The sequence below is a fragment of the Sinomonas susongensis genome, assembly GCF_005877005.1.
In the GTDB taxonomy this organism is placed as follows: Bacteria; Actinomycetota; Actinomycetes; order Actinomycetales; family Micrococcaceae; genus Sinomonas; species Sinomonas susongensis.
On record NZ_SSNH01000004.1, the window covers coordinates 205,575 to 224,890 of the forward strand.

Genomic DNA, 19,316 nt, shown 5'->3' on the forward strand with positions numbered 1-19,316 from the left:
GTCGCCGGGATCCAGTCGCGTGTCGCCCTCATGCGAGCGCTCCGAGGTCGAGGACTCCCTGAGACAGGCGGCGGGCCGCCTTCTCGCAGTAGTGTTCCTCCAGCTCGACGCCGATCGCCTTACGCCCGAGAGCCTTCGCTGCGACGAGCGTGCTGCCGGAGCCCGCAGTCGGATCGGCTACCGAGCCGACCGTCTTGGCGAGAAGGGCAGTCATGAGCGGGACTGGCTTCTGGTGCGGGTGAAGCCGACCGTTCTTCGCCGTCGCCTGGATTGGCGCGTAAGTGAGCACGTCAGTCCCGCGCTTGCCCTGCCATGGGCCGCTTCCGAGCACGTAGATCTCTTGGTGGCTCGGCTTCCACGGGATGCTCAGGTCGCCCATGCCGAGAGCGCCCTTGGTGTCCCAGATGAGCAGAGCCTTGGTTTCCGTAGGACGTTCGATCTTCCATGAGCCGAAGATGAGCGCTGACCTGTCACCCCACGCGCCCAGAAGACCGTCGCGGACTGAGGTGTCCTTATCGTTCAGGATCGATGCTGCGAGGGTGGCGCGCTCACGGCCGGATTGGTAGTCGATCCCATGCGGCGGGTCGGCCACCAGCACGTCGGCGTCGAGCCATTCATGGTGCTCCGTGAGGCAGTCGCCGTGGTAGAGCCGGACAAAGTCGTCTTCGTAGTAGAGGCTCATGCCGCGACTCCCAGCGACCCGGCAGCGACGATCGCGAGGTCACGGGCGGCCGGCGGGGTGACAGCGTTCCCTGCCTGCTTGACCTGCTCCCGCTTGGTGCCGGTCATGATGTAGTCCCTCGGGAATGCCATGCCCCAGGTCACCTCGTGCGGCTCGAGCATGCGGAAGGTGCAGTCTTCGACGTTGACGGGCTCGGTACTCATGAGGCCGTGGTGGTTGCCGTTGGCGGCGAAGGTGTCCATCGGTTCGCTGACGTGCTTGGGCGCGTTCTGCCCGCGGAGCGTGATCATCGCGTACCGGTCGACGGTAGTGAGGGTGCCGATCGGGTCGCTGATCGGCTGGGGCTTGCTCGAGCCGTAGTAGGGCATGAGCAGCGACTGGTGGCCGCCCGTCGTGAGCGTACGCATCGGCTCGTAGACCGGCGTCGTCATCTCCGCACCGCCCGTGTTGTTCCGCATCAGCAGGGCACGCGTGTACGCGGTCGTCTGCGTGCGGAACGGCTCGGTGGTGTCGCTGATTATCGGAGCGCCTCGTACGGCGTCGATCACGAGCCCCTTCGACGCTGAGGTGTGCATGGTGCGGAACGGTTCTTCTGTCGGCCAGATCCGGAAGTAGTCGCCGCCGCGAGTTGCTGCGTCGAACGTGTTGCCTGCTGCCTCGAGGTGCATGGGCCGGTTGCCGTAGCGTTCAAGGCCCGCCTTGATCCGCTTCATTGTCTTGTCGGCGAGGAGCTTGGCCCGGTCGCCGATACGCTCGGCCTTGATGGTCCAGTCGATCGCGGACGCTGCCGGGAGCCAGCCGGGCTCGATGATGCGGTTCCGGCAGGACGCCTCGGGGCACCGGTAGTTGTACTGGGCCCGGTAGCGGCCCCAGCGCTCCTGCTTCTTGAAGACCTGGAGCGCTCGCACCATGCCGTGATCCGGGCACCACGCCTGCGGGCGCATCTTGTCGAAGTCCGGCCGGCGATTGCCGCGCTTCCAGAACACGACGTACATCCGGTCGCGGGACTGCGGCGCCGGGAGCCCGCCGAGCTGGGCGTGCATCGAGTTCAGGTAGACGATGTGGTGCTCGTAGTCGAGGGCTCGCATCGCGGACAGCCACGCGTCGAACATGACCCAGCGGGCAGCGTCGACGACGTTCTCGGTCATGATTAGCTTGTAGTCGTGGACCTCGGCGAACCGGGGAACGTCCCACATGGTGGCGCGGGACTTCGTCGCCGCGGCCTCCTCGGCTGAGCCGCCGAAGAGAGGCTTCTGGTTCGTCACCCGGCGGCGGCCCTTCGCCACGCTGTGGTTCGTGCACTCAGGGGAGGCCCAAAGGATGTCCGTGCTCGGGATGTACTCGGGGTCGGTCTGCTGGATGTCGGCGCAGACGTGGTCGACGTCGGGGTGGTTCGCACCGTGGGTTTCAATGGCGCGTTGCCAGTGGTTCATGGCGATCTTCACTTCGATCCCGGGCACGCCGGCCATGCCTGTGCTCGATCCTCCAGCGCCACAAAACAAATCACTAACCGTTAGCACGGTGGGTCTCCTTCTTCTCAGCGCGACGGCGGGCGTGGCGGGCGCGGCAGGACTGCCTATCGCATTCCGCGCAGTAGCGCTTGCCGTTGGGGCGGGTGCGTACGTTGTTGGGGTCGGTCCAGTCGTGGCCTGCGCGGCGGCAGGCGGTCTGGTGCTTGGCGATGCGCCGCTGGTTCTCGGCGTGCGTCACGGCCTCGTGATGGTCCGGATTGACGCAGGCGGGGTTGCGGCAGAGGTGGTCTAGATCGAGTCCGGTGATGTCTTCGCCTCGCGTGAGGATGTAGACCACTCGGTGGGCGGGCTGGTCGCGGCCTTCCCAGTGCACGTATGGGCATCCCGCGCTGTTGTGCCAGGACGCGAAGGTCCAGCACTGACCGGGCACGGGCGTGTGGGGGCTGGCCGGGATACCTCCCTCATGGTTTATGCGCGAGAGGATCCGGTCGCTCAAGGGGTGCTCCTATTCGGTTGTGCCGTGGGTGCGGCGGGTATCAGGTACGGGACGTCGGTGGTAGCTGCTGGGGAGCGCGCCAGTCGACGCCCTGCGTTGGCGGGGGTTACGAGGTGCGGTCGAGCATGAGCCGGCGGCGTGCGGCTGCCTGTCGGGCGGCGCGGCCGTTTAGGTAGCGGAGCAGCCCGGAGACGTTGCTCTCGTGCTGTGCCGGGGTGACGACGCTGCGGGCTTCCTCGCGTTGGGATCGGGTGGCCTTGCGTGCTGTGGCGTAGACGATGCCTGCGCGTTTCGCCTGCCCGCGCTCGCGGTCGCATGCCCGGCAGCGGCGCTTCCCGTCGGGCCGGATGTTGGTGTTCTCGGCGGTGAACTCGTGGCCCCGTACACAGTGCAGCTTGAGGGCACGGGGCTTGTACGCTTCGGCGACGGCTTGGGCGAGCAGCTCGTTGCCGTGGGGTTCGGGGCGGTGGCTCCTGTTCACGCCATTGCCCCCATGCGTGCGTGGGCTGCTTCGGCGCGGGCGGTGGCGATGCTGAGCTGGGCTTTCGACTTCGCTGACCCGGTGCGTGCGTATGCTTCGCCCCAGGCTGCGGCGATGTCGGTCCAGTCGAGGAACTCGGCCTCGGCGATCTGGCGTGTGGTCACAGCTCGCCTCGCTTGGTGATGTGCTGCGCGATGAGGTCAGGGCGGAATCCGTTGAAATGGATCTCGTCGCCATTCGGCACGGCCACGACCACGACGGGGGCGGCGAGGTAGCCGAGGTAGTCCTTGATGTACCAGAGGGCTGTCTCGTCCTCGGTGACGTCCACAGTGGTGTAGTGGATTCCGGCCCGGTCGAGCTGGCGTTTGGTCATGTCGCATTGCGGGCAGGCCGGCTTGGTGTAGAGGACGACGGAGACGCCGTCGCGCTCTTGGATCCGCTGGGTGAGGTCGATTGCTGCGGTTGTCATTCTGCGTCTCCTGCGATTCGTGCGGGCTGGATGAGTGCTTCGAATCTGCCCACGAGGGTGTCTTGTGTGATGTGAACGGGCTGCGCCGGGCTCCTCGGGAAGGTGACCTTCGCAGGGATCGTCTTGAAGTCGGCAGCAGCCAGCGCTGCAGAGATGGTCTCTACGTGCTGGGGCGTGAGGCCCAGGATGCGGTCTTTGTTTGCGGCGACCTTGTCGAACAGGACGCCGAGCTTCGGGTAGTCGCCGCCGATAAGGTCCAGCGTGAGCGCGGCTTCCGGCATCCACGGGTTCCCGGTCTGGCCCGAGACAGTGAGCTTCCCTTCGGTGCTCTCAGCGAGCTCGAGGGTGCACAGGCGATCGAGCGTTGTCTTTCCGCGAGGGAAGGTGCGGAGAACGGCGCGGGCTGCCTCGATGTGAATGAGCGCTTCGAACTCGCCAGCGGTGTCGCAGTCGACGAACGAGCGGCCGAGCACGTAGCGGTTCGTCGCCTCAGCCATGAGCCCTGTTGGTGTGCTGACGATGTGCACCGAGCAGAGGATGGGAAGCGTTTCATCTTTCGATGCGAAGCCGAGCACGGGTGTGATGAGTTCGTGGAGCTTGGCGACCGTGATTGAGGTCTTCATGGGTTATTCCTTCGTGGGTACGAGGAAGGGACGGCCTGCCGCAGCAGACCGCCCCTCGGGTGTGGTGTTACTGGGTGATCTGCGGGAGGTTCTTGCCGGTGTCGAGGGCGCCGAGCTCGCCGTCCTTCCACGCTTCGATGACGCGGTCCTGCCCGCCCTTCTCGTAGCGGACGGTGAACGACTTGGGGCGGCCAGCGGGGACGTATTCGAGGCCGTCGATCGGTTCGCCGTCGTCGGTGATGTAGACGGTCCCGGCGAGCTTGGCTTCCTTGGTGATCGTCACGGCGGCGCCGTCGGCGAGGACCGTTTCGTCCCATGCCTCCTGCGCAGGGTGGTGCACGGTCTTGAGCAGGTCGGGCCGGTTCTCCCGGCACCACTCGAGCAGCGCCGCGGCGTCGACCTTCGTCGTCGGCTTCGGCTCGGCGAGGGTGAGCGTGGCGACCTTCTCCGCTCCGGGGATCTGCACGGTGAACGACTTCGTGCCCGTCTCGTCGTACTGGCCGAGAAGCCGCTCGAGCAGCTCGGCCCGGTCGGTGTCGACCTCGCCTTTGACGATGTCTGCGAGCGTCTTCTTGAGCAGGAAGATGAGGTTGTTTTCCTTGAGGGTGGTCATTCGACGATCTCGCTCTCGTAGGGCTCGGTAGTGGGTTGCTGTTGGGATGGGGCGGCGGCCCGGATCCGGTCGAGGATGTGCTGGGGTGATCCGGTGGCGCTGGCGTCGTCCCACGCTTTACGGAGGGCGACTTCGGGTTGCTGGGTGCGGAGCGCGAACTTGATCGCGGCGTCCGCCTGGGCCTCGTCCCACGGCTTCGCGGGAGGCGCCGGCGGAGCTGGCGGCGCGGCCGCTGGGGCGTCGTCATGCTCGACTTCCTCGGCCTGCTTCTTGGCGAGCGCGGCGTCGGACTTCGACCACAAGTAGGTGCCGACGCCGAACCGCATGGCGGCGTTGCGGAGCGCGTCGCCGATGACTTCCTTCGTGGCGTTCGCCCCGGACTTCGCCCCGGCGTCGCCGAACCCGATCCGGGTGTGCCCGAGGATGGTGAGCTTGATCCAGTACCCGCCGTCGCGGCTGATCGGGATGCCGTGCAGCTTCACGAGCCGCCCGGCCTCGGCGATCGCGTCGGGGGTGCCGTGCTGGTAGAGCGCGCCGACGGCGGCTGATGCCCACGCGGGGAGGTCTACGTGCATGAACTCGTAGTCCCAGAGCGGGTCGACTTCGTTTAGCCGGTCGGTGATGCCCGCGTGGCCGACGTAGTCGAGGTGCAGCGACCTCGCGTGGAAGCCGCCACAGAAGTGCCTGTCGGCGCTGTACTGGCGTCCGCGGGGCGTGTCCTCGCACGGGCCCCGGTTGTCGTCGTTCTTCCTGAGCTGCTTCGGCAGACGCTCGATCTCGTTGGGTGCGAACGGGCGTCGGAGCTGTTCGAACGCGTCCTTCGGCTCAGTCACGGTGCTTCCTCTCGACGCGTTGCCAGACGGCTTGGGTGCCATGTCTGCGAGCGGGGTATGTGGACCGCCGCCAACCGACATGGATGACAAGGCCCGCGGCCTTCGCGGCAGAGAACAGGCCTGCCCAGTCAGTCGACTTTGGCGGTTCGGCGATCAGACCTCTGAGCTTGTCGGCGTGGAACTCCGTGCCGATCGGGTGGTTCTCGATGAACTCGAGTGCTTGCGCCCGCCACTCTTCCGAGGTGACCTCGAGGACGGCGGCCCTAGGCATTGGTGCCTTCCTCGTCCCAGGGCATGCAGATGAGGTCACGGACTAGGGGCAGGGATGGCAGCAACGCGAGCAGACCGGCACCGAGGAACAGTGCGGCGAGCATGGCGAGGATGAGGAACGCTGTCATCGGGGGTCTCCTTTCAGGGTCTGGTACTGGTAGAAGGCGACGCCGGCGGATTCGCCGAGGAAGTAGTGGACTTGCTCGGTAGTCATCCCGGTCGCGTCGAAGTCGACGATCTGGGGGAACTCGGCGGCGAGGATCTCTGCGGCGCGGGTCATGGGGTGACTTCGAGCTCGTCGGCGCCGAACAGCGACGAGTAGCCGTGGTGGTCGAGCTCGACCTCGATGGGGAGGTGCAGGCTGGGGTCGATGCTGACCACGCGGCCGGTGCAGTCGCGGAAGTCCACGCCTCGGTCCCCGTTGAATGCGGTGAAGCGGTTGCTGGTCACCAGGACTCGCGTGTCGACTTCGAAGCCGAGATCCTTGATCGACTCGACGCGCAGCCTTGTGATGGCATCCGGGAAGTTGGCCGCGGACGTTATGTGGGTCGGATTGCCGAAGAGTGGGCTCTTGAATCGTGTGTCGTTGTGGGCTGCGCCGAGCAGCCACACGCCATCACGCTTGAAGATGCGGTTCCGCCAGTACCGTTCTCCGACTGGGAAGTAGTGGACAGGCTCGCTCTCGGCGTCGCTGCCGGTGGGCTCGGCGGGGTCGGTGTAGCCGATCGGGAGGGGCCCGACGGTCTCGGTGGTGTCGATGATGGTCACGTGAGCTCCTGTGGGTACAGAAAAGGCCCGCACGTTGGCGGGCCCGGGGTGTTGGTGTGGGGTGGTGCAGGTGTCCGAGGACGTCACGCTGCCTTGGCGAGCGAGCCGCGTTCGATGAGGTACTGGATGAGGACGTTGTCGGTTGCTTCCTCGCCGGTGGGGTCTTTGACTTCGCGGAAGTAGGCTTCGGCAGCGTTCGCGAACTGCTCGGCGCATTGCGAGAGCATCACGCCCTGTGCGATGCGGTGCGCTTCGCGGGAGCTGATCGGATCGCCGAAGTCGGCGTGCATCTGACGGATGGTGTTCTTGAGCTGGACGAAAGGGATTGAGGGCATGGCGAAGTACCTTTCTCCGGCCCCCGTAACGGGGCCTGCCGCCAAACGACGGTCTTTCGGGTGTGCGAGGGTGGGTGCCCGACTGGGCTAGCTGGCCCGCATGAGGCGGGCGATGCGTTCTTTCTGGTTGCGCGGGTCGCGCTTGGGAGTGGCCGTCTTGTTCCGGGTGAATTCGCTGACGGCGGCCGGGGTAATGCGGAGGTTGCGGCCAACGCGGGTCGCCTGGAGCTTTCCGGCGCGGATCGCGTTGTAGATCGTCTTGTCTGACTTGAACCGGAGAATCTGCCTCACTTCGGAGACGGTGAGATAGGTTTCCTGTTCCATGTCAGGCCGCCAGATCCTTGGGGATGAGCACTTCGGGTGCAATGCCGAGGACTCGGCTGATGCGGAGGAATTCGCGCATGTTGAGTGGCCGGGAGCCTTTGATGCTGCGTTGGAGGTTGGATCGGCTGATGCCTGTTGCTTCGGCGAGTGCGAGGACGCTGATGCTCTTGATGAGCAGGGCTTCCGCGATCCGGTTTCCGACGGCTACGTCGTTCGGGTCCAGTGCGGTATTTGGAGGATTGCTCATATGGGTACTGTACTTGCTCGTTTGGGTAATGACAAGGGTGGGATTCGCGAGTGCAGGAGGGGCTGTACTCAGTTGGGTGCACTGGAAGTACCTATAGGCCCAGACCTGCTTGCTTCGGTAATCTGATTACCGATAGCCATTGCTATTCGTCCAAACGATGGAGTAACTTACCCACATGAGCAACGACGACGCGCTCGAAGCGGCGATCCAGAAGCAGATCCTGGTCGAGCTTCTCGAGCACGACATGACGCAGGAGGATCTTGCGGAGAAGCTGGGGACGACGCCGGCCACCCTGAACCGGTACATCAAGGGTCATCGGTCGATGCCCATGAGCACCTTCTTCAAGGTGGCCGACGCGTTGGGTCTATCGCAGGTCGAGTTGCTTCAGCGAGCCGTCGCACGCCTCGGCAAGTAGCTCGATCGGGTCGCGCCCGTTCCTGCGCGCAACCCTGAGGAAGTCCGCCACAGTGTGGATTCCCTGCTCCGATAGCTTCGTCGCGATGTAGCTCATCTCCCCAACTTTCCCAAATGCGCGGTGCTCTGTGAGCAGGTTCCTGAGAGGAACCTGACAAAGCTGAGTGTTACCTGACAATGATGCGGCTGGGATCCGACATTCCTCGAAACGGGGGAGTGTCGGCCGGGCGAGTCGGGTCTTAGGTCCCGGCCGGGCTGGTCTGTCCGGGGCAGGGGCATGATGGGGCGACGCCACTCGGGGCGCGTTGAAATTTCAACGGGTGGGGTTCCTGACGGGGGTGCAGCACTACCCAAGGTTCCTGTCAAGTCCCCCGGGATTTCAATGGTTTTCGCGTGATTCCGGAGGTGGGGTAGGTGGTTCGAATCCCCTTACCTCCACCGTGAGAGGCCCGGAATTCCGGGCCTCTTTTCTTTGCCCCGGACGTGGGGCCCCGAAAACCGGACGTGGCGAGGCTAGGATCGTCCCCAAACGGCGCAACCGGAGGGGGACGGATGGCATTCATCAGGGCGAGGACATGGAAGAACGGTCGTGTGGTCTACACCGTGCGGTGGAACGATCCCGACTCCCACCTCTCAGAGGATTCCCTGCAGTTCGACACCGAGCCCGAGGCTGAGGCCTTCAAGCGGATCATCGAAGCCAACGGCGGCCGGCTCGCACTCGCCGAGAAGGTCATCGAGCAGGCCACCGTGGACGGCCCGACGCTCGCCGAGGCAGTGCAGACCCACATCGATCACATCACCGGGGCAACGGCATACACAGTGAAGCGCTACCGGGACTACCTACGCCTCCACATCGAGAAGTCGCCGATCGGCGCCAGGAAGATCAAGGGCCTCCGCGGCAACGACCTGCGGGCGTGGATCGTCTGGATGGAGAAGCGAGGCAAGAAGCCCAAGACGGTCTCCAACGTCTTCGGGCTCATCTCATCCACGCTCATCGGTGCGGCTCGCGAGGGCTTCATCCCAGCGAACCCATGCGCCGGTGTGCGCCTTCCCAAACGCGACGTGGCCGGCGACGACGGCGAGATGACCAACGAGGACTTCCATAAGATCCGGGACGCGATCGACCCGCACTTCCAGCCGTTCCTGGACTTCCTGCGCGGCTCCGGCGTGCGCTACTCCGAAGCGACCGCCCTGTTGGCCGACGACTTCAAGCTCGACGTGGCAATCCCGATCGTCCGGATAATTAAGGTATGGAAGCAGAACGACGACGGAACTTGGTACATCGGACCTCCCAAGACCGCCAAGGGCAAGCGGACGATCTCGCTCGCGCCGTCGACCGTCGCCGCCGTCCGCCCACTTGTCGAGACAGCAGGCGCGGGCACGGTCTTCCGCATGAAGCGTGGCGGTGTCATGACGCCGCAGGCGTTCTACAACCGAGCATGGCAAGCCTCGCGCAGGGCCGTCGGGCTCGAGGACAAAGTCACAGTGCACTCGATCCGGCACCTCCACGCCGCCATCATGCTCGGGGCTGGCATGGACATGTACGAGCTCTCGCGCCGTATGGGGCACGAATCCGTGCAGATGACCGTCGAACTCTACTCGCATCTCCTCCCCGACGCGCACTTCCGCGGCGCCGAGGTCGCGCAGAAGGCCCTCGAGCTGTAAGTCACGGCACGAACGGTCGTCCTCCCACGATGGCCGTGGCTGGTCCTTGATCCACCGCTGCATGTCCCGCGCGTTTTGCTGTTCGAGCATGATGCGATCCTTGCTGAGCCGGGTGCAGATCCCGGAGACGCGGCAGTAGCGACGAAGCTCATCCTGGGTCAGCCCCACGACGAGGGCTATCTCTTCCGGCGGTGGGTCGACCGACACGCAGGCCGTCTGTCAACAGGGCGCAGTTAAATTTTGGTGTAATAATATGACAGGTGCGTCCTTGAGAGGGGTTACATGACAACGATCGACCTACCGTTCGCCCGCGATCTGCACGCGCGGCTGCTGCCACTGACGGAGCCACTTCACGAGGCCTTTGCCTTCGCTCACTCCGAAGTAAGGAAGCACCTGCCGACCTATCGGAACGCGGGCCGGCTTGCACATCTGCAATCCGCCCTGATCCGAGCCGCCGTCCGCGAGAGCCTGTCCTTCACCGAGTTGGGTGACTGGAGACTCGAGGGGGACCCCAACCTCATGGGCCAGCTCCGGTTCGACCACGCTGACGGCCAAGTCCGACTGCGAATGCTCAAAGCCACCCGCCCATCCCGAGTCCCCCACGCAGGAAGCAACACAGCGCGGCGCGCGTTTTGGCGCAACCAGCCCATGCTGGACTTCGAGCAGCTCGAGCTCGAAGTGCCCACGTGCCACAACCTCTTGCTCCTGTGGTCGCCGTCGGAAGACGGCGTCTACGACCTCAAGGTCGCGCGCCCCCTCGTCCCCGGAAGGTTTCGGGGCACGGTCAGCACGGACTTCATGATGGACCTCGCCCCGACTAGGACTTTGTTCGAGATGTTGGAGTTCCCGGGCGAGGACTACGAAGACGAAGACCTGTTTGAAACCGAGGTCGAGGAGGAGATCGAGGATGGTTCTGGAGCAGGGTAACCGGCTGCTGACTCTGCGGAACCTGCTCGGACTCAGCCAAGCGCAGCTGTCGCAGGACACCGGAATCAGCCAGGCCCAAATCTCTCTCATGGAGCGTGGCCTTCGGACTCTCACGCCTGACGCCGTCGCCGCGATCTGCCTTGCGACGAAGACTCCCGCTACGTTCTTCGAGCAGGCTTCTCTCGGGCTCCTCGAGCCGCTGTCCTTCAGGAAGATGGCCTCCGCCTCTGGCCTGGCTGCCGTGACGGCTCGCTTTGGTGAAATCGAACGAGTTGCGAACGCCCTCGGGAAGCTCGTCGAGTTCCCGATGCCCCAACTGCCCTATGCCGACACAGACGCTTCGGTGGTCGACATCGAGGAACTCGCCCAGGCAACGCGCAGTGCTATAGGGCTTGATCAAGAGTCACCAATTCTCAACCTGACACGGGCCTTGGAACGCAAGGGGGTCGCAGTTGCTCCACTGGGACATGCGGGTGAAGGCCTGCTCACTAAGCACGATGGGATCTCTCGTCCATCTCCTCATCCGTCCCGGCCCCTCATCACCTACGTCGAGGGACTGTCAGGAGACCGACTGCGCTTCACTAAGGCCCACGAGCTCGGCCACATAGTGCTCCACAGTCGCCGGCTCCAGCTCGACGAGAGAGTCAAGGAGAAGGAGGCCCACCGTTTTGCCAGGGCGCTCCTAATCCCGATTACAGTCCTGAGGGAATGCGTGGATGACTCCTTGAGCCTCAACGGCTTCCTCAAACTCAAGGCTCAATGGGGGCTGTCAGTTCAGGCCATCATTACCCACGCCTACTACGCTGGAAGACTGTCAGAGACACGCCGAAAATCGCTCATGGTGCAACTGTCGTACAAGGGCTGGCGGAAGGAAGAGCCTGTAACCGTCCGCCCCGAGAAACCGATCCTGCTGCGCCAAATGCTGGTGAGGAGCTTCGGCAAAGCCCCGTACATGAAGGCCTCGCATGCGCTCGGAGTCGCGCCAGAGTTCCTGCGCGCATGGGCGCCGGGGGCTCCGGACACGGCCCCGGTTGCCACAACTGAGGCTGCGGTTGGCTCGAACGTCGTCCCGCTCTTTGCGTCGCGAACATGAGCCAAGTCGGTGCGCTCAATGAGCCTTCGTCCTCAAGCTCGTCGAGAAGGTTAAGCCGCTCGTGGAGAACAGTCCGGCATTCCACATTCCACGAGTGGTTCTGGACCAATCCTCGTGACGCCACTCACCATCGACCGGTACTCGCGCCTGATGCCGGACGCTCATTTCCGCGCTGCTGAGATTGGCACAGCGAGCGCTCCGTGTGTCATGGGTGCGAGCTATTCGAATGGATCACCACATCATCGGCTTAGCACCGCCGTGTCATCGCATGTGACTTCCTGTGGCAACCTCCACGTCGGTTCAGCGTCAATGCGCTGGATATGCTTGTCAAATCGGCTTGCTCGGTTTCCGTTCGACTAGGTGTGGAGTGGTTGATGCGGAGGTAGTTTTGGTTTGTCCCGAACAGGGGCCAGAAACGGGGGACAGATGACTTCTTACGGTTACCGCGTTGGTCTCTTCCAGGTCACCGACGTACGAAAGTCGGACCCACATGACATGTCCAAGGACATGGGCAATGGGGTGACGCTGGCAGATCTGATAGTCGCTGAGCTCTCTAAGATGCTGGGAGTCGGGGTTGCTGAGGAGAAGCGCTCGTCGTACTTCTCTCTTGACTTCCTCCACCGCGCCAGCTGGATTGTCAGGATGGCAGGCTCGTCAGGAGTGTTTGGCACGCCTGCGACGGTGGTCGACACGACGACAGGCTCTCCCGTAGCTGCAAAGGCGATTCTTGCCGACGAGGCCGTGATGAGGGACTCGCGGATCCTCGCTGTGCTTCCGCCAAGTGAGAAGGTGTTCGCAGCGGCTTTCGAGGTGCAGGGCAATGGCAGTCTCATGACGCACTTCGCGAGGGCTCTCGACAAGGCGTTACGGACTCATAATCTCAAACTGCAGGGTGAGCATGACGTGGCAGATGGGGTCGGATGGAGGAACTATCTGCAGCGTGATGATGTGGAGATCACAGGCGTAGACCTTGTGCAGCGGGGCGACCACGTGGATGGGGCATTCGTCGAACCGGCTGGGGTGCGGAACGTCCGCCTCTCTCTTGGTATCGACCCAGCAGGACCGAAAGCCCGTGACATCTTCCGCTTGCTCAGAGGGTATGGGGCGGGCGCGCACATCAACGTCGCAGCCATGGTCGGAGTGGATGGTCGAGATTTCGACGAACAGACGATCAAAACGGTGCAGGATGGCAGGAACCGGACGATCAACGTCAGTTCAGGGTGGCCGCGGTTCGTCTACTCGATCCATGATCATCTGCGACCGAGCGGGGCCGACTTCGAAGCCGCCTCTCGCGATGTGCTCGAGGAGATCCTCGCGGTGAACGGCGTTACCCGTACTCCAGGATGGTGGGCTGTCGGACGCTGGTCATAGACTCATTGCATCGGCGAAGGGAAGGCGCATGATGTGGCAGCGTGACCTCGAGCGGTTCAGCCTGAAAGTCCTGTTCCAACAAGTTCTGAGCGGACTTCGAACGACGGAGGCCAAGAAAATTGCCTGGCCGACGCGGATCGTGTTGTTCGTTCTCCCCCTCAGCGCAGGCGCCGTTGTCAGTGTCATCGGGGCCACGTTGTCCGCGCCGGGCTTCTCCGCCGTTCTCAGCGGTAGCGGCCTACTCGTTGGGTCGATGCTCACGGCTTTCGTGTTCTTGGCGAATCTCCGAATCAAGATGTCGGAGACGCCGGATCTCAAGCGCAACGGGCGCCTCGCAAGAATGGTCAGCCAGACCGCGGCTGCCTGCCTCTACATCTCTTTTTTCGCCCTCTGCATCGTCGGAATCGTGGTCACTGGCCTCATAGTGGGAGGCACGCTGCATACGGGTTGGCTTGGTCGTTTCGGAAGCGGCCTGATCGTCGCTCTGGGTTTGCACCTCGCCTTGATCTTCACCACGGTCCTGCGCCGCCTGTTCGGTGCCTACTTCGACGTCTTCAGGGCGGACTACACGCAGGCATCCCTTACCGCACTGCGTGAGGGCGACAAGGCCGCATCATAGGTCGAGTTCTATCTCAGCCCGAAGGCCTGGTTCGGGTCAGCCCGGACGGGTCTGAGCTGGTGCGCAGGCACCCAGCGCTGCACGACGACGGGGTCGGGGCTTCCTTGGACGTCGACGCAGTAGATGATCAGTGCAGACCATTGGTAGCTGTGCCTGCGCCAGGCTACGACGAGCACTTGGCGTGGTGGTTCGCCCGGCTCGGGGCTGTCCTTGAACCATGCGTGCCGTGTCGTCCGCGGCCGTGGCCACACCCGATCGCGCCGCGCCCTGCTCACGACTTAAAGATAGAACACGTGTTCGAACCCTGAGGCGCAAACAGAGCCGCCCCGCGTACCCATGCCGGAGGTCATGTCGTCTATCTTGTGGCGGCTACGCCTTCGTTGGGTGACATGCACGGCCAAGTAATAGCTTGGGCAAGCTAGTCGTCTGAACGCATGCGGAGCTTGTTTAGCCCCAAGTTCTTCTGGATCGCTTCGCTCAAATCCCCCAGTCGTGCGACCGCGGTAATCGTTGCTGACATACAGTCCGTTCTGGCCTTGTCGTGGTCGAACTCCTTCGTGGGCGACTCTCTGTGAGCGTAGCTGGTGTGAAGTCGTGTGCTCGCGATCCACAGCGCACGGTGCCACGCCCGATACGCGGCTTCGACCTTTTTGTCCATAAGGATCAACTGGTGGGCTGGCGGTTCTGCCTCGTCGAACTGCGGAGGGGCTTGCTCGAGATAGTGGTCGGAGGCGTAGTCCACTTCGTTTGTGGCCTCCTCAGCCTTGGTCAGCAGTTCCACGTAGAAGGTATAGCGCTTCTCTCGCCACCAATTCTTCCGCTCGCGATGGCCGTTTCCGAAAAATATGATCAATGCCGATGTCGCGCTGCCGCCGAAGATGCTCCCTAAGAAGGAGGCGGTCGCCGCCCAGACTGAGTTGTCCACCTAGGCCGACTTGACTTGCTGGGGCTGCCATTCGTCCCCTACCTGCTCGTGAGGGAGATCGAAGGCATCGTTATAGGAGATCGCTTGGATGTCGATGTCCTTGGTATGGGTGGGGCTGGCGGCGCCTACTGCTTTCACAGTCCAAACCATAATCGCCGGCGGTGCCCGAACGTGACTTCGCCACTGCGACCACGGACCGCGACCACAGCAGCCAAGGCGATGAGGCGACACGGAGGATGACGAGCTCGAACGGGACGCGTGATTTGTCGGACCAAGGCTCTAGGGTCAGCGGTGTGACTCACGACTCTTCACCCCGGCTCTCGGTCGAAATGATTCCGGCGACCGTGTTCGGCGAGAACTTACGTAACCGTCTCACTGCAGGGGAGTGGAACAAATGCAAGAAGTACGCCAAAGAACAATCCGGAGGCGTTTGCGCTGTCTGCGGCGGTACCGGGGCGCGAGGTATCGTCCACTGCCACGAGAATTGGGAGTGGATAGCGATAGGCAAGTCGCGCATCCAAAGGCTGACCGGCCTTGTCGCCCTCTGCCCTCGATGCCACGGCGCAAAGCACTACGGCAGGGCGCAGATCGTGGGTTACGCCGACGATGCCGAAGAGCAGCTCATGGCTGTGAACGGTTGGTCCAGGCGCGAGCTGAACGCCCATCTGCAGAAGGCAAGGGCGCAGTGGATCGAGCGCAGCAAGCATCACTGGGAGTTCGACCTGAGCTGGCTCGCCGATCAGCTGGGCATCGTCCTCAGGTCGCCAGTGGAATCCGCTTACTCCAAACAGGAGAGTAAGGAGCGGGGCGAGCCGTCGCGTCCGGAATGGATGAGCAGATGGACTCGCAGTGAACTTGAGTTCGCAGGCGAAGTCGCGAAGTCCATGCGCACGACCAAAGCTCGCATACTCGACCTGTTCCTGCCCAAGAGTCGGATGGACGAGGCTGCGGCCCGCGGGATAAGCGTGGAAGAGTACGTGGACTTCCTTTTCGCACAGGAACGCTTATTTGATGAGTTGGACGCGCGAAAATTGCGAGGGGAAGGTCCTGAAGTGCCATTGGACCCTCGGTTCGCAGCAGACCTCGAACTGTACAGAAATACTCCCGAGCCGCTGCCAAAGAAGCCTCGGAGCTCGAAATAGATGAGCCCCAGCGGGCATCAATTCAGGCTCTAGGTCTCCTCCCTAGGTCCTCGGTGTACCCACCTCGGGAGGGCGGGGCCATGGTTTTCGTCGGCCTCGGCTGGGGTCCCGCAGTGAGTGCTCCTATGGGCGTCCCGACGGCTTCCTGGGAGAGGATCTGGGAGTCCAAGCCTCGGGAGTAGTTGCTTGCTTCGTACCATCGGCCGTCGTGCTTCTGCCATGCAACCCCAGCGACCAGGATCACCGACAAATCGAGCAGTGCTTCCAGTTCGAGCTCCGTGCCTACATTCGTGGTCACTTGCGTCCCCCTTGCAGAGCCCTCTCGGAGAAGATAAGCATTGTCAGGGTAGGCCTCAGCCCGACCCACCTAGATTGCCTCGTAGGCGCGAGCTTTCGTACAGTGCACCTCGTGACTGGAACGGCAGAACGGCCCCCACCCTCGGATGAGGGTGGGGGCCGTAGCGTTCGCGACGCGCGCTCCCGTAGCCATGGCGTCCGGCCGCCGGGTTCGGGCACGCGAGACTGATGCTATCAGTTATGCCGGGGTGTTACGTGCGAGGACACGAAAGCGGCCCCCACCCTCGAGGCGTTGAGGGTGAGGGCCGTCTCGCCTCGTGCGTGGACTGAGTGGGGCAATCTCAGTGGTGGACGCTGGAAGCTACGCTCCGTTCATGAATCGCACTTTGGGGGAAGGTCTTGCGGGCCGCGACAACGCGCTCAACTTCGTCCGGCTCATGCTCGCAGTTCTCGTCATCGTCGCGCACTCGTGGCCGCTCGGCGGGTTTGGGGTCGAGCCGCAGGTCGGAGGCATCGGGCTCGGCGGCCTCGCGGTGGGTGGGTTCTTCGCTATCAGCGGGTACCTCATCACCGCCTCCCGGATCAGACAGCCGCTCGGAATGTTCCTTTGGGCGACGGATCACGCGGATCTATCCCGGCTACTGGGCCTCCCTGATCTTCGTCGCGTTCCTCCTATCCCCGATCATCGATTCCGCCGTTGGTCGACACTGGGATTCCTGGTCGGCATTCGGCTACGTGTGGAGGAATGCCCTACTGGTTATCGGCCAGTGGGACGTGGGCGGTGGACCGTCCGCCGTACCTTATCCCGGCGCCTGGAACGGCTCCTTGTGGAGCCTCTCGTACGAGTTCGGCGCCTACCTGTGCGCCGCGACCCTGTTCTCCCTGCCTATTGCGCGCCGGCACCCCGCCATCACATCGGTGCTCGCGCTCGCCGTGCTGACACTCGGCCAGATCATGGCACCGCTCCTAGGCGTCACCACGACCTCGTACCTCCACATCCTGTGGCTCGGGACGTTCTTTTCCGCCGGGGCGCTCCTGTGGGCGGTCGCTTCGAAGATCCGCCTGTCTCCAACGGCGGGGGCCCTTGCCGCCGCTGTGCTGGGTATCTCGATTGGGTTCGGGGCCGTGAAGACGCTGGGCGCCATTCCCCTGGCATTCCTCCTTCTAGCGCTCGGTGCGTGGTTGCCGGTCAGGCTCGGATCTAAGAACGACATCTCCTACGGCGTGTACATATACGCCTTTCCCCTTCAACAGGTCTTGGCCGTCACCGGAATCCATACCCTGGCCGGTTTTGCAGGGTTCGCGGTGCTGTCGTTGGCGCTGACGGTTCCGCTGGCGTGGCTGTCATGGCGGTTCGTCGAGCATCCTTCCATCGCCCTCACCCCGATCCGATTCACTGCCAGGGCGCGGACTGCCCCGGCCTCAAGAAGAAATCCGGGCTTGGTCTGCCCCAATCGACCGGCGCCCACTCCGTCAGGTGCCAGGGGAAGTCGCTGACGTCAATGCTCCGGTTCGTCGTCCCATACATCTGCACGAGGATCCCGTCGGACTTTCCGGTGGTGTCCGTTCCGTCTCGGTACCAAGGGTCCTTACCGTAGAGCTGCTTCCATGTCCGGCCGTTCTCCCCGTTGAAGGCATGGACCCAGAGGTTCTTATCGGAGGCGAACCCACCGTACCGCTGGACGGCGCGGATGATCACCTGCGTGAGCGGGTTGTAGGGCTTCCCTGTCGATGGATTCTTCGTTGGGTCCACGCTTGCCGGAAGCCGGAACCACTGACCCTCCTTTGGCGCGTTTGGATCGGTGGAGAGGCCGTCTGCACCGAGAGCGGGCCATGAGGGCCCGATGCCCATGTTGGAGCAGGTGAAGGCGACCGCGTGGTTCACTTGACCCGCGACGAGCTCCGCGATGCCGAGGAACCCGAGTGCGTTGTGCATACCGACGACGGCGTTCGAGCCCGTGCGGAGCTGGAGGCCCGGGTTGGTCTGCGCCAGGTCAACGAGGCCGGGCTTTGCGACAGAGTAGCCACCGGTTCGGGCCGTCCAATGGCCAGGCTTGCCAGCCACAGGTTGGAACATGAAGTATTCGCGCATCACCCCAGTCCCGAGATCGTAGAGCGCGAGACCCCTATCGCCCTGCGGCGGGGGCGTGACCCAGCCCGGGAGCGGGATCCTTCCCTTGCAGAAGAGGTCAACCTCCGCTTGGTTGTAGCCCGCGCCTGCGGAGACGGAGTCGACGTACTGCCAATCGACCCCCGGGGCGGTCGAGTCAACGACATAGACAGCAATGGGTTCTGTCCCATAGACAGACGTGTTCAGCGACGTCTTCGCACCCCACGCCCCGCCAGCCGTATACAGGGCATTGGTGTCCATCCATGACGCCATGTCTGCGCTATTGGCCGCGAGTGGCATTCGGGTTCCGCGGACGTCGCGAGTGAGCACGGTGCCCTCGGCTACGTACTTGGGCCAGAACAGTGATCCTCGGAACGCACTCGGGGAGGCAGGGAGCTCGCGGCTGGTCCAGAGGCCGGACTCGGCGTTGAACGTGTTCGGTTCCGTCCACCGCCATTTTCTGGTGGCGGGGTCTGGATGGAGGACGGGCATCAGACACCTCCGATGTCGTAGATCTTGAGGTTGTCGAGGGTGAACGGGTAGCTCGCAGCCGTGAGGGTGTTGCGAAGGGACAGGATGTTGCCGCGTTTGGCGGGCGGGATACCACCGTGGGCTACGGCGACCACTACCCGGTGACGGCCGTCGGACGGCTGGCAGCGGCTGGCCTGATGGTCGCGGGTGTCGCCGTGCTTGGCGTGGTGACCGCCACGATCGCCTCCTGGCTGGTGGAGAGCGTATCCACGGAGACGGGGGAGACGGCGGCCAAGATGGTTGAGAGTACCGCAGCCGTGCTGGAGGCGATCGACGAGCCCTTGGAGGATCAGATCCGGTCGCTCAGGGAGCAGGTCATTCGGCTCACGGCGGCCCTCGAGGCTCACCAGCCAGACTCGTGAGTGCAGACCCGGTCAAGGCCAGGCCGGGTCTCCGCTCGCCGTCGACGTAGATGCCGGCAATGCCATCGCACCGAAACGCGGCAATGGATGTCGACACATCGGCCCGAAGCTGAAACCTCGGACCGGACGGCGTCCGGTATCCGGCCAGAAACGGACCGAAACGCACCCAACTGCACCTGATGACTTCCGCGGAATTCCGCGGTTTTCGGCTTGTTTCCGGGGTTGGGCGAGGTGGTTCGAATCCCCT

29 protein-coding genes are annotated in these 19,316 nt (G+C 63.6%); 8 read left to right on the forward strand and 21 right to left on the reverse strand.

The genetic code is table 11. The features are described 5' to 3' along the window. Positions 1 to 28: 28 nt before the first annotated feature. The 16 genes from E6A21_RS18355 to E6A21_RS07680 all read right to left on the reverse strand — a co-directional run bounded on the left by E6A21_RS18355 (position 29) and on the right by E6A21_RS07680 (position 7,613). Positions 29 to 682 (reverse strand): DNA methyltransferase, encoded by a 654-nt coding sequence (locus tag E6A21_RS18355; protein ID WP_138443540.1) that lies wholly within the window; start codon positions 680 to 682, stop codon positions 29 to 31. Then, on the reverse strand, positions 679 to 2,151 hold the full coding sequence (locus tag E6A21_RS07625; RefSeq protein ID WP_212745888.1) for a DNA cytosine methyltransferase: 1,473 nt from the start codon (positions 2,149 to 2,151) through the stop codon (positions 679 to 681). Before E6A21_RS07625 ends, E6A21_RS18355 begins: the two co-directional genes overlap by 4 nt. A gap of 37 nt (positions 2,152 to 2,188) precedes the next feature. Beyond that, the gene (locus E6A21_RS07630; RefSeq protein WP_138443542.1) at positions 2,189 to 2,650 is read right to left on the reverse strand and encodes an HNH endonuclease; all 462 of its coding nucleotides are present in this window, start codon (positions 2,648 to 2,650) and stop codon (positions 2,189 to 2,191) included. Between the two features lie 106 nt (positions 2,651 to 2,756). After that, positions 2,757 to 3,131, reverse strand: coding sequence for a hypothetical protein (locus tag E6A21_RS07635; RefSeq protein WP_138443543.1), 375 nt, complete (start codon positions 3,129 to 3,131; stop codon positions 2,757 to 2,759). Then, on the reverse strand, positions 3,128 to 3,295 hold the full coding sequence (locus E6A21_RS17820; RefSeq protein WP_171041315.1) for a hypothetical protein: 168 nt from the start codon (positions 3,293 to 3,295) through the stop codon (positions 3,128 to 3,130). The genes E6A21_RS07635 and E6A21_RS17820 overlap by 4 nt, the downstream gene beginning before the upstream one ends. Beyond that, entirely contained in the window at positions 3,292 to 3,600 is a 309-nt protein-coding gene (locus E6A21_RS07640) for a glutaredoxin family protein (RefSeq protein ID WP_138443544.1), read from the reverse strand. Before E6A21_RS07640 ends, E6A21_RS17820 begins: the two co-directional genes overlap by 4 nt. Further along, positions 3,597 to 4,223: a hypothetical protein gene (locus E6A21_RS07645; RefSeq protein ID WP_138443545.1), complete on the reverse strand. Its 627-nt coding sequence runs from the start codon at positions 4,221 to 4,223 to the stop codon at positions 3,597 to 3,599. Before E6A21_RS07645 ends, E6A21_RS07640 begins: the two co-directional genes overlap by 4 nt. A 67-nt stretch (positions 4,224 to 4,290) precedes the next feature. Then, positions 4,291 to 4,836, reverse strand: coding sequence for a hypothetical protein (locus E6A21_RS07650; protein WP_138443546.1), 546 nt, complete (start codon positions 4,834 to 4,836; stop codon positions 4,291 to 4,293). Continuing rightward, complete coding sequence (locus tag E6A21_RS07655; protein ID WP_138443547.1) at positions 4,833 to 5,669, reverse strand: hypothetical protein; 837 nt, start codon at positions 5,667 to 5,669, stop codon at positions 4,833 to 4,835. Before E6A21_RS07655 ends, E6A21_RS07650 begins: the two co-directional genes overlap by 4 nt. Further along, complete coding sequence (locus E6A21_RS07660) at positions 5,662 to 5,940, reverse strand: hypothetical protein (protein WP_138443548.1); 279 nt, start codon at positions 5,938 to 5,940, stop codon at positions 5,662 to 5,664. Before E6A21_RS07660 ends, E6A21_RS07655 begins: the two co-directional genes overlap by 8 nt. After that, positions 5,933 to 6,067: a hypothetical protein gene (locus E6A21_RS18275; RefSeq protein WP_281281563.1), complete on the reverse strand. Its 135-nt coding sequence runs from the start codon at positions 6,065 to 6,067 to the stop codon at positions 5,933 to 5,935. Before E6A21_RS18275 ends, E6A21_RS07660 begins: the two co-directional genes overlap by 8 nt. Then, on the reverse strand, positions 6,064 to 6,219 hold the full coding sequence (locus tag E6A21_RS17825; RefSeq protein WP_171041316.1) for a hypothetical protein: 156 nt from the start codon (positions 6,217 to 6,219) through the stop codon (positions 6,064 to 6,066). The genes E6A21_RS18275 and E6A21_RS17825 overlap by 4 nt, the downstream gene beginning before the upstream one ends. Further along, positions 6,216 to 6,707, reverse strand: a complete 492-nt coding sequence (locus E6A21_RS07665; protein WP_138443549.1) for a hypothetical protein — start codon at positions 6,705 to 6,707, stop codon at positions 6,216 to 6,218. The genes E6A21_RS17825 and E6A21_RS07665 overlap by 4 nt, the downstream gene beginning before the upstream one ends. A gap of 83 nt (positions 6,708 to 6,790) precedes the next feature. Beyond that, positions 6,791 to 7,042 (reverse strand): hypothetical protein, encoded by a 252-nt coding sequence (locus E6A21_RS07670; protein WP_138443550.1) that lies wholly within the window; start codon positions 7,040 to 7,042, stop codon positions 6,791 to 6,793. An 87-nt stretch (positions 7,043 to 7,129) separates the two neighbouring features. Next, positions 7,130 to 7,366, reverse strand: coding sequence for a helix-turn-helix domain-containing protein (locus E6A21_RS07675; RefSeq protein ID WP_138443551.1), 237 nt, complete (start codon positions 7,364 to 7,366; stop codon positions 7,130 to 7,132). Between the two features lies 1 nt (position 7,367). Then, the gene (locus E6A21_RS07680; protein ID WP_138443552.1) at positions 7,368 to 7,613 is read right to left on the reverse strand and encodes a helix-turn-helix domain-containing protein; all 246 of its coding nucleotides are present in this window, start codon (positions 7,611 to 7,613) and stop codon (positions 7,368 to 7,370) included. Between the two features lie 175 nt (positions 7,614 to 7,788). On the opposite strand from E6A21_RS07680, the gene E6A21_RS07685 reads away from it, so the two are divergent. The 6 genes from E6A21_RS07685 to E6A21_RS07710 all read left to right on the forward strand — a co-directional run bounded on the left by E6A21_RS07685 (position 7,789) and on the right by E6A21_RS07710 (position 13,702). Then, entirely contained in the window at positions 7,789 to 8,028 is a 240-nt protein-coding gene (locus E6A21_RS07685; protein ID WP_138443553.1) for a helix-turn-helix domain-containing protein, read from the forward strand. 551 nt (positions 8,029 to 8,579) lie between these two features. Beyond that, positions 8,580 to 9,692: a tyrosine-type recombinase/integrase gene (locus tag E6A21_RS07690; RefSeq protein WP_138443554.1), complete on the forward strand. Its 1,113-nt coding sequence runs from the start codon at positions 8,580 to 8,582 to the stop codon at positions 9,690 to 9,692. Between the two features lie 282 nt (positions 9,693 to 9,974). Beyond that, positions 9,975 to 10,619, forward strand: coding sequence for a hypothetical protein (locus tag E6A21_RS07695; protein ID WP_138443555.1), 645 nt, complete (start codon positions 9,975 to 9,977; stop codon positions 10,617 to 10,619). Next, positions 10,600 to 11,712 (forward strand): helix-turn-helix domain-containing protein, encoded by a 1,113-nt coding sequence (locus E6A21_RS07700; protein ID WP_138443556.1) that lies wholly within the window; start codon positions 10,600 to 10,602, stop codon positions 11,710 to 11,712. Before E6A21_RS07695 ends, E6A21_RS07700 begins: the two co-directional genes overlap by 20 nt. A gap of 495 nt (positions 11,713 to 12,207) precedes the next feature. Next, complete coding sequence (locus E6A21_RS07705; protein WP_138443557.1) at positions 12,208 to 13,083, forward strand: hypothetical protein; 876 nt, start codon at positions 12,208 to 12,210, stop codon at positions 13,081 to 13,083. 28 nt (positions 13,084 to 13,111) lie between these two features. Further along, positions 13,112 to 13,702 carry a hypothetical protein gene (locus tag E6A21_RS07710; RefSeq protein ID WP_138443558.1) on the forward strand — a complete coding sequence of 197 codons (591 nt, stop codon included), beginning with the start codon at positions 13,112 to 13,114 and terminating at the stop codon, positions 13,700 to 13,702. An 8-nt stretch (positions 13,703 to 13,710) separates the two neighbouring features. Here E6A21_RS07710 and E6A21_RS07715 read toward each other — a convergent pair whose 3' ends face one another. Then, complete coding sequence (locus tag E6A21_RS07715) at positions 13,711 to 13,977, reverse strand: hypothetical protein (protein ID WP_138443559.1); 267 nt, start codon at positions 13,975 to 13,977, stop codon at positions 13,711 to 13,713. A 143-nt stretch (positions 13,978 to 14,120) separates the two neighbouring features. Next, on the reverse strand, positions 14,121 to 14,627 hold the full coding sequence (locus E6A21_RS07720) for a hypothetical protein (RefSeq protein ID WP_138443560.1): 507 nt from the start codon (positions 14,625 to 14,627) through the stop codon (positions 14,121 to 14,123). 293 nt (positions 14,628 to 14,920) lie between these two features. Here E6A21_RS07720 and E6A21_RS07725 point away from each other — a divergent pair, with 293 nt between their 5' ends. Beyond that, a complete protein-coding gene (locus E6A21_RS07725) occupies positions 14,921 to 15,769 on the forward strand; it encodes a hypothetical protein (RefSeq protein WP_138443561.1) in 849 nt (282 codons plus the stop codon). A 1,151-nt stretch (positions 15,770 to 16,920) separates the two neighbouring features. On the opposite strand, the gene E6A21_RS07735 is transcribed toward E6A21_RS07725, so the two are convergent. From E6A21_RS07735 to E6A21_RS18280, 3 genes are all read right to left on the reverse strand, one after another. Continuing rightward, on the reverse strand, positions 16,921 to 17,211 hold the full coding sequence (locus tag E6A21_RS07735; protein ID WP_138443563.1) for a hypothetical protein: 291 nt from the start codon (positions 17,209 to 17,211) through the stop codon (positions 16,921 to 16,923). Between the two features lie 248 nt (positions 17,212 to 17,459). Beyond that, on the reverse strand, positions 17,460 to 18,668 hold the full coding sequence (locus E6A21_RS07740) for a hypothetical protein (RefSeq protein WP_138443564.1): 1,209 nt from the start codon (positions 18,666 to 18,668) through the stop codon (positions 17,460 to 17,462). Next, on the reverse strand, positions 18,668 to 18,802 hold the full coding sequence (locus E6A21_RS18280; RefSeq protein WP_281281564.1) for a hypothetical protein: 135 nt from the start codon (positions 18,800 to 18,802) through the stop codon (positions 18,668 to 18,670). Before E6A21_RS18280 ends, E6A21_RS07740 begins: the two co-directional genes overlap by 1 nt. Here E6A21_RS18280 and E6A21_RS07745 point away from each other — a divergent pair. Continuing rightward, entirely contained in the window at positions 18,785 to 19,069 is a 285-nt protein-coding gene (locus E6A21_RS07745) for an ion channel (protein ID WP_425471532.1), read from the forward strand. The two genes, E6A21_RS18280 and E6A21_RS07745, sit on opposite strands and share 18 nt — an antisense overlap. The last annotated feature ends 247 nt before the right edge of the window (positions 19,070 to 19,316 follow it).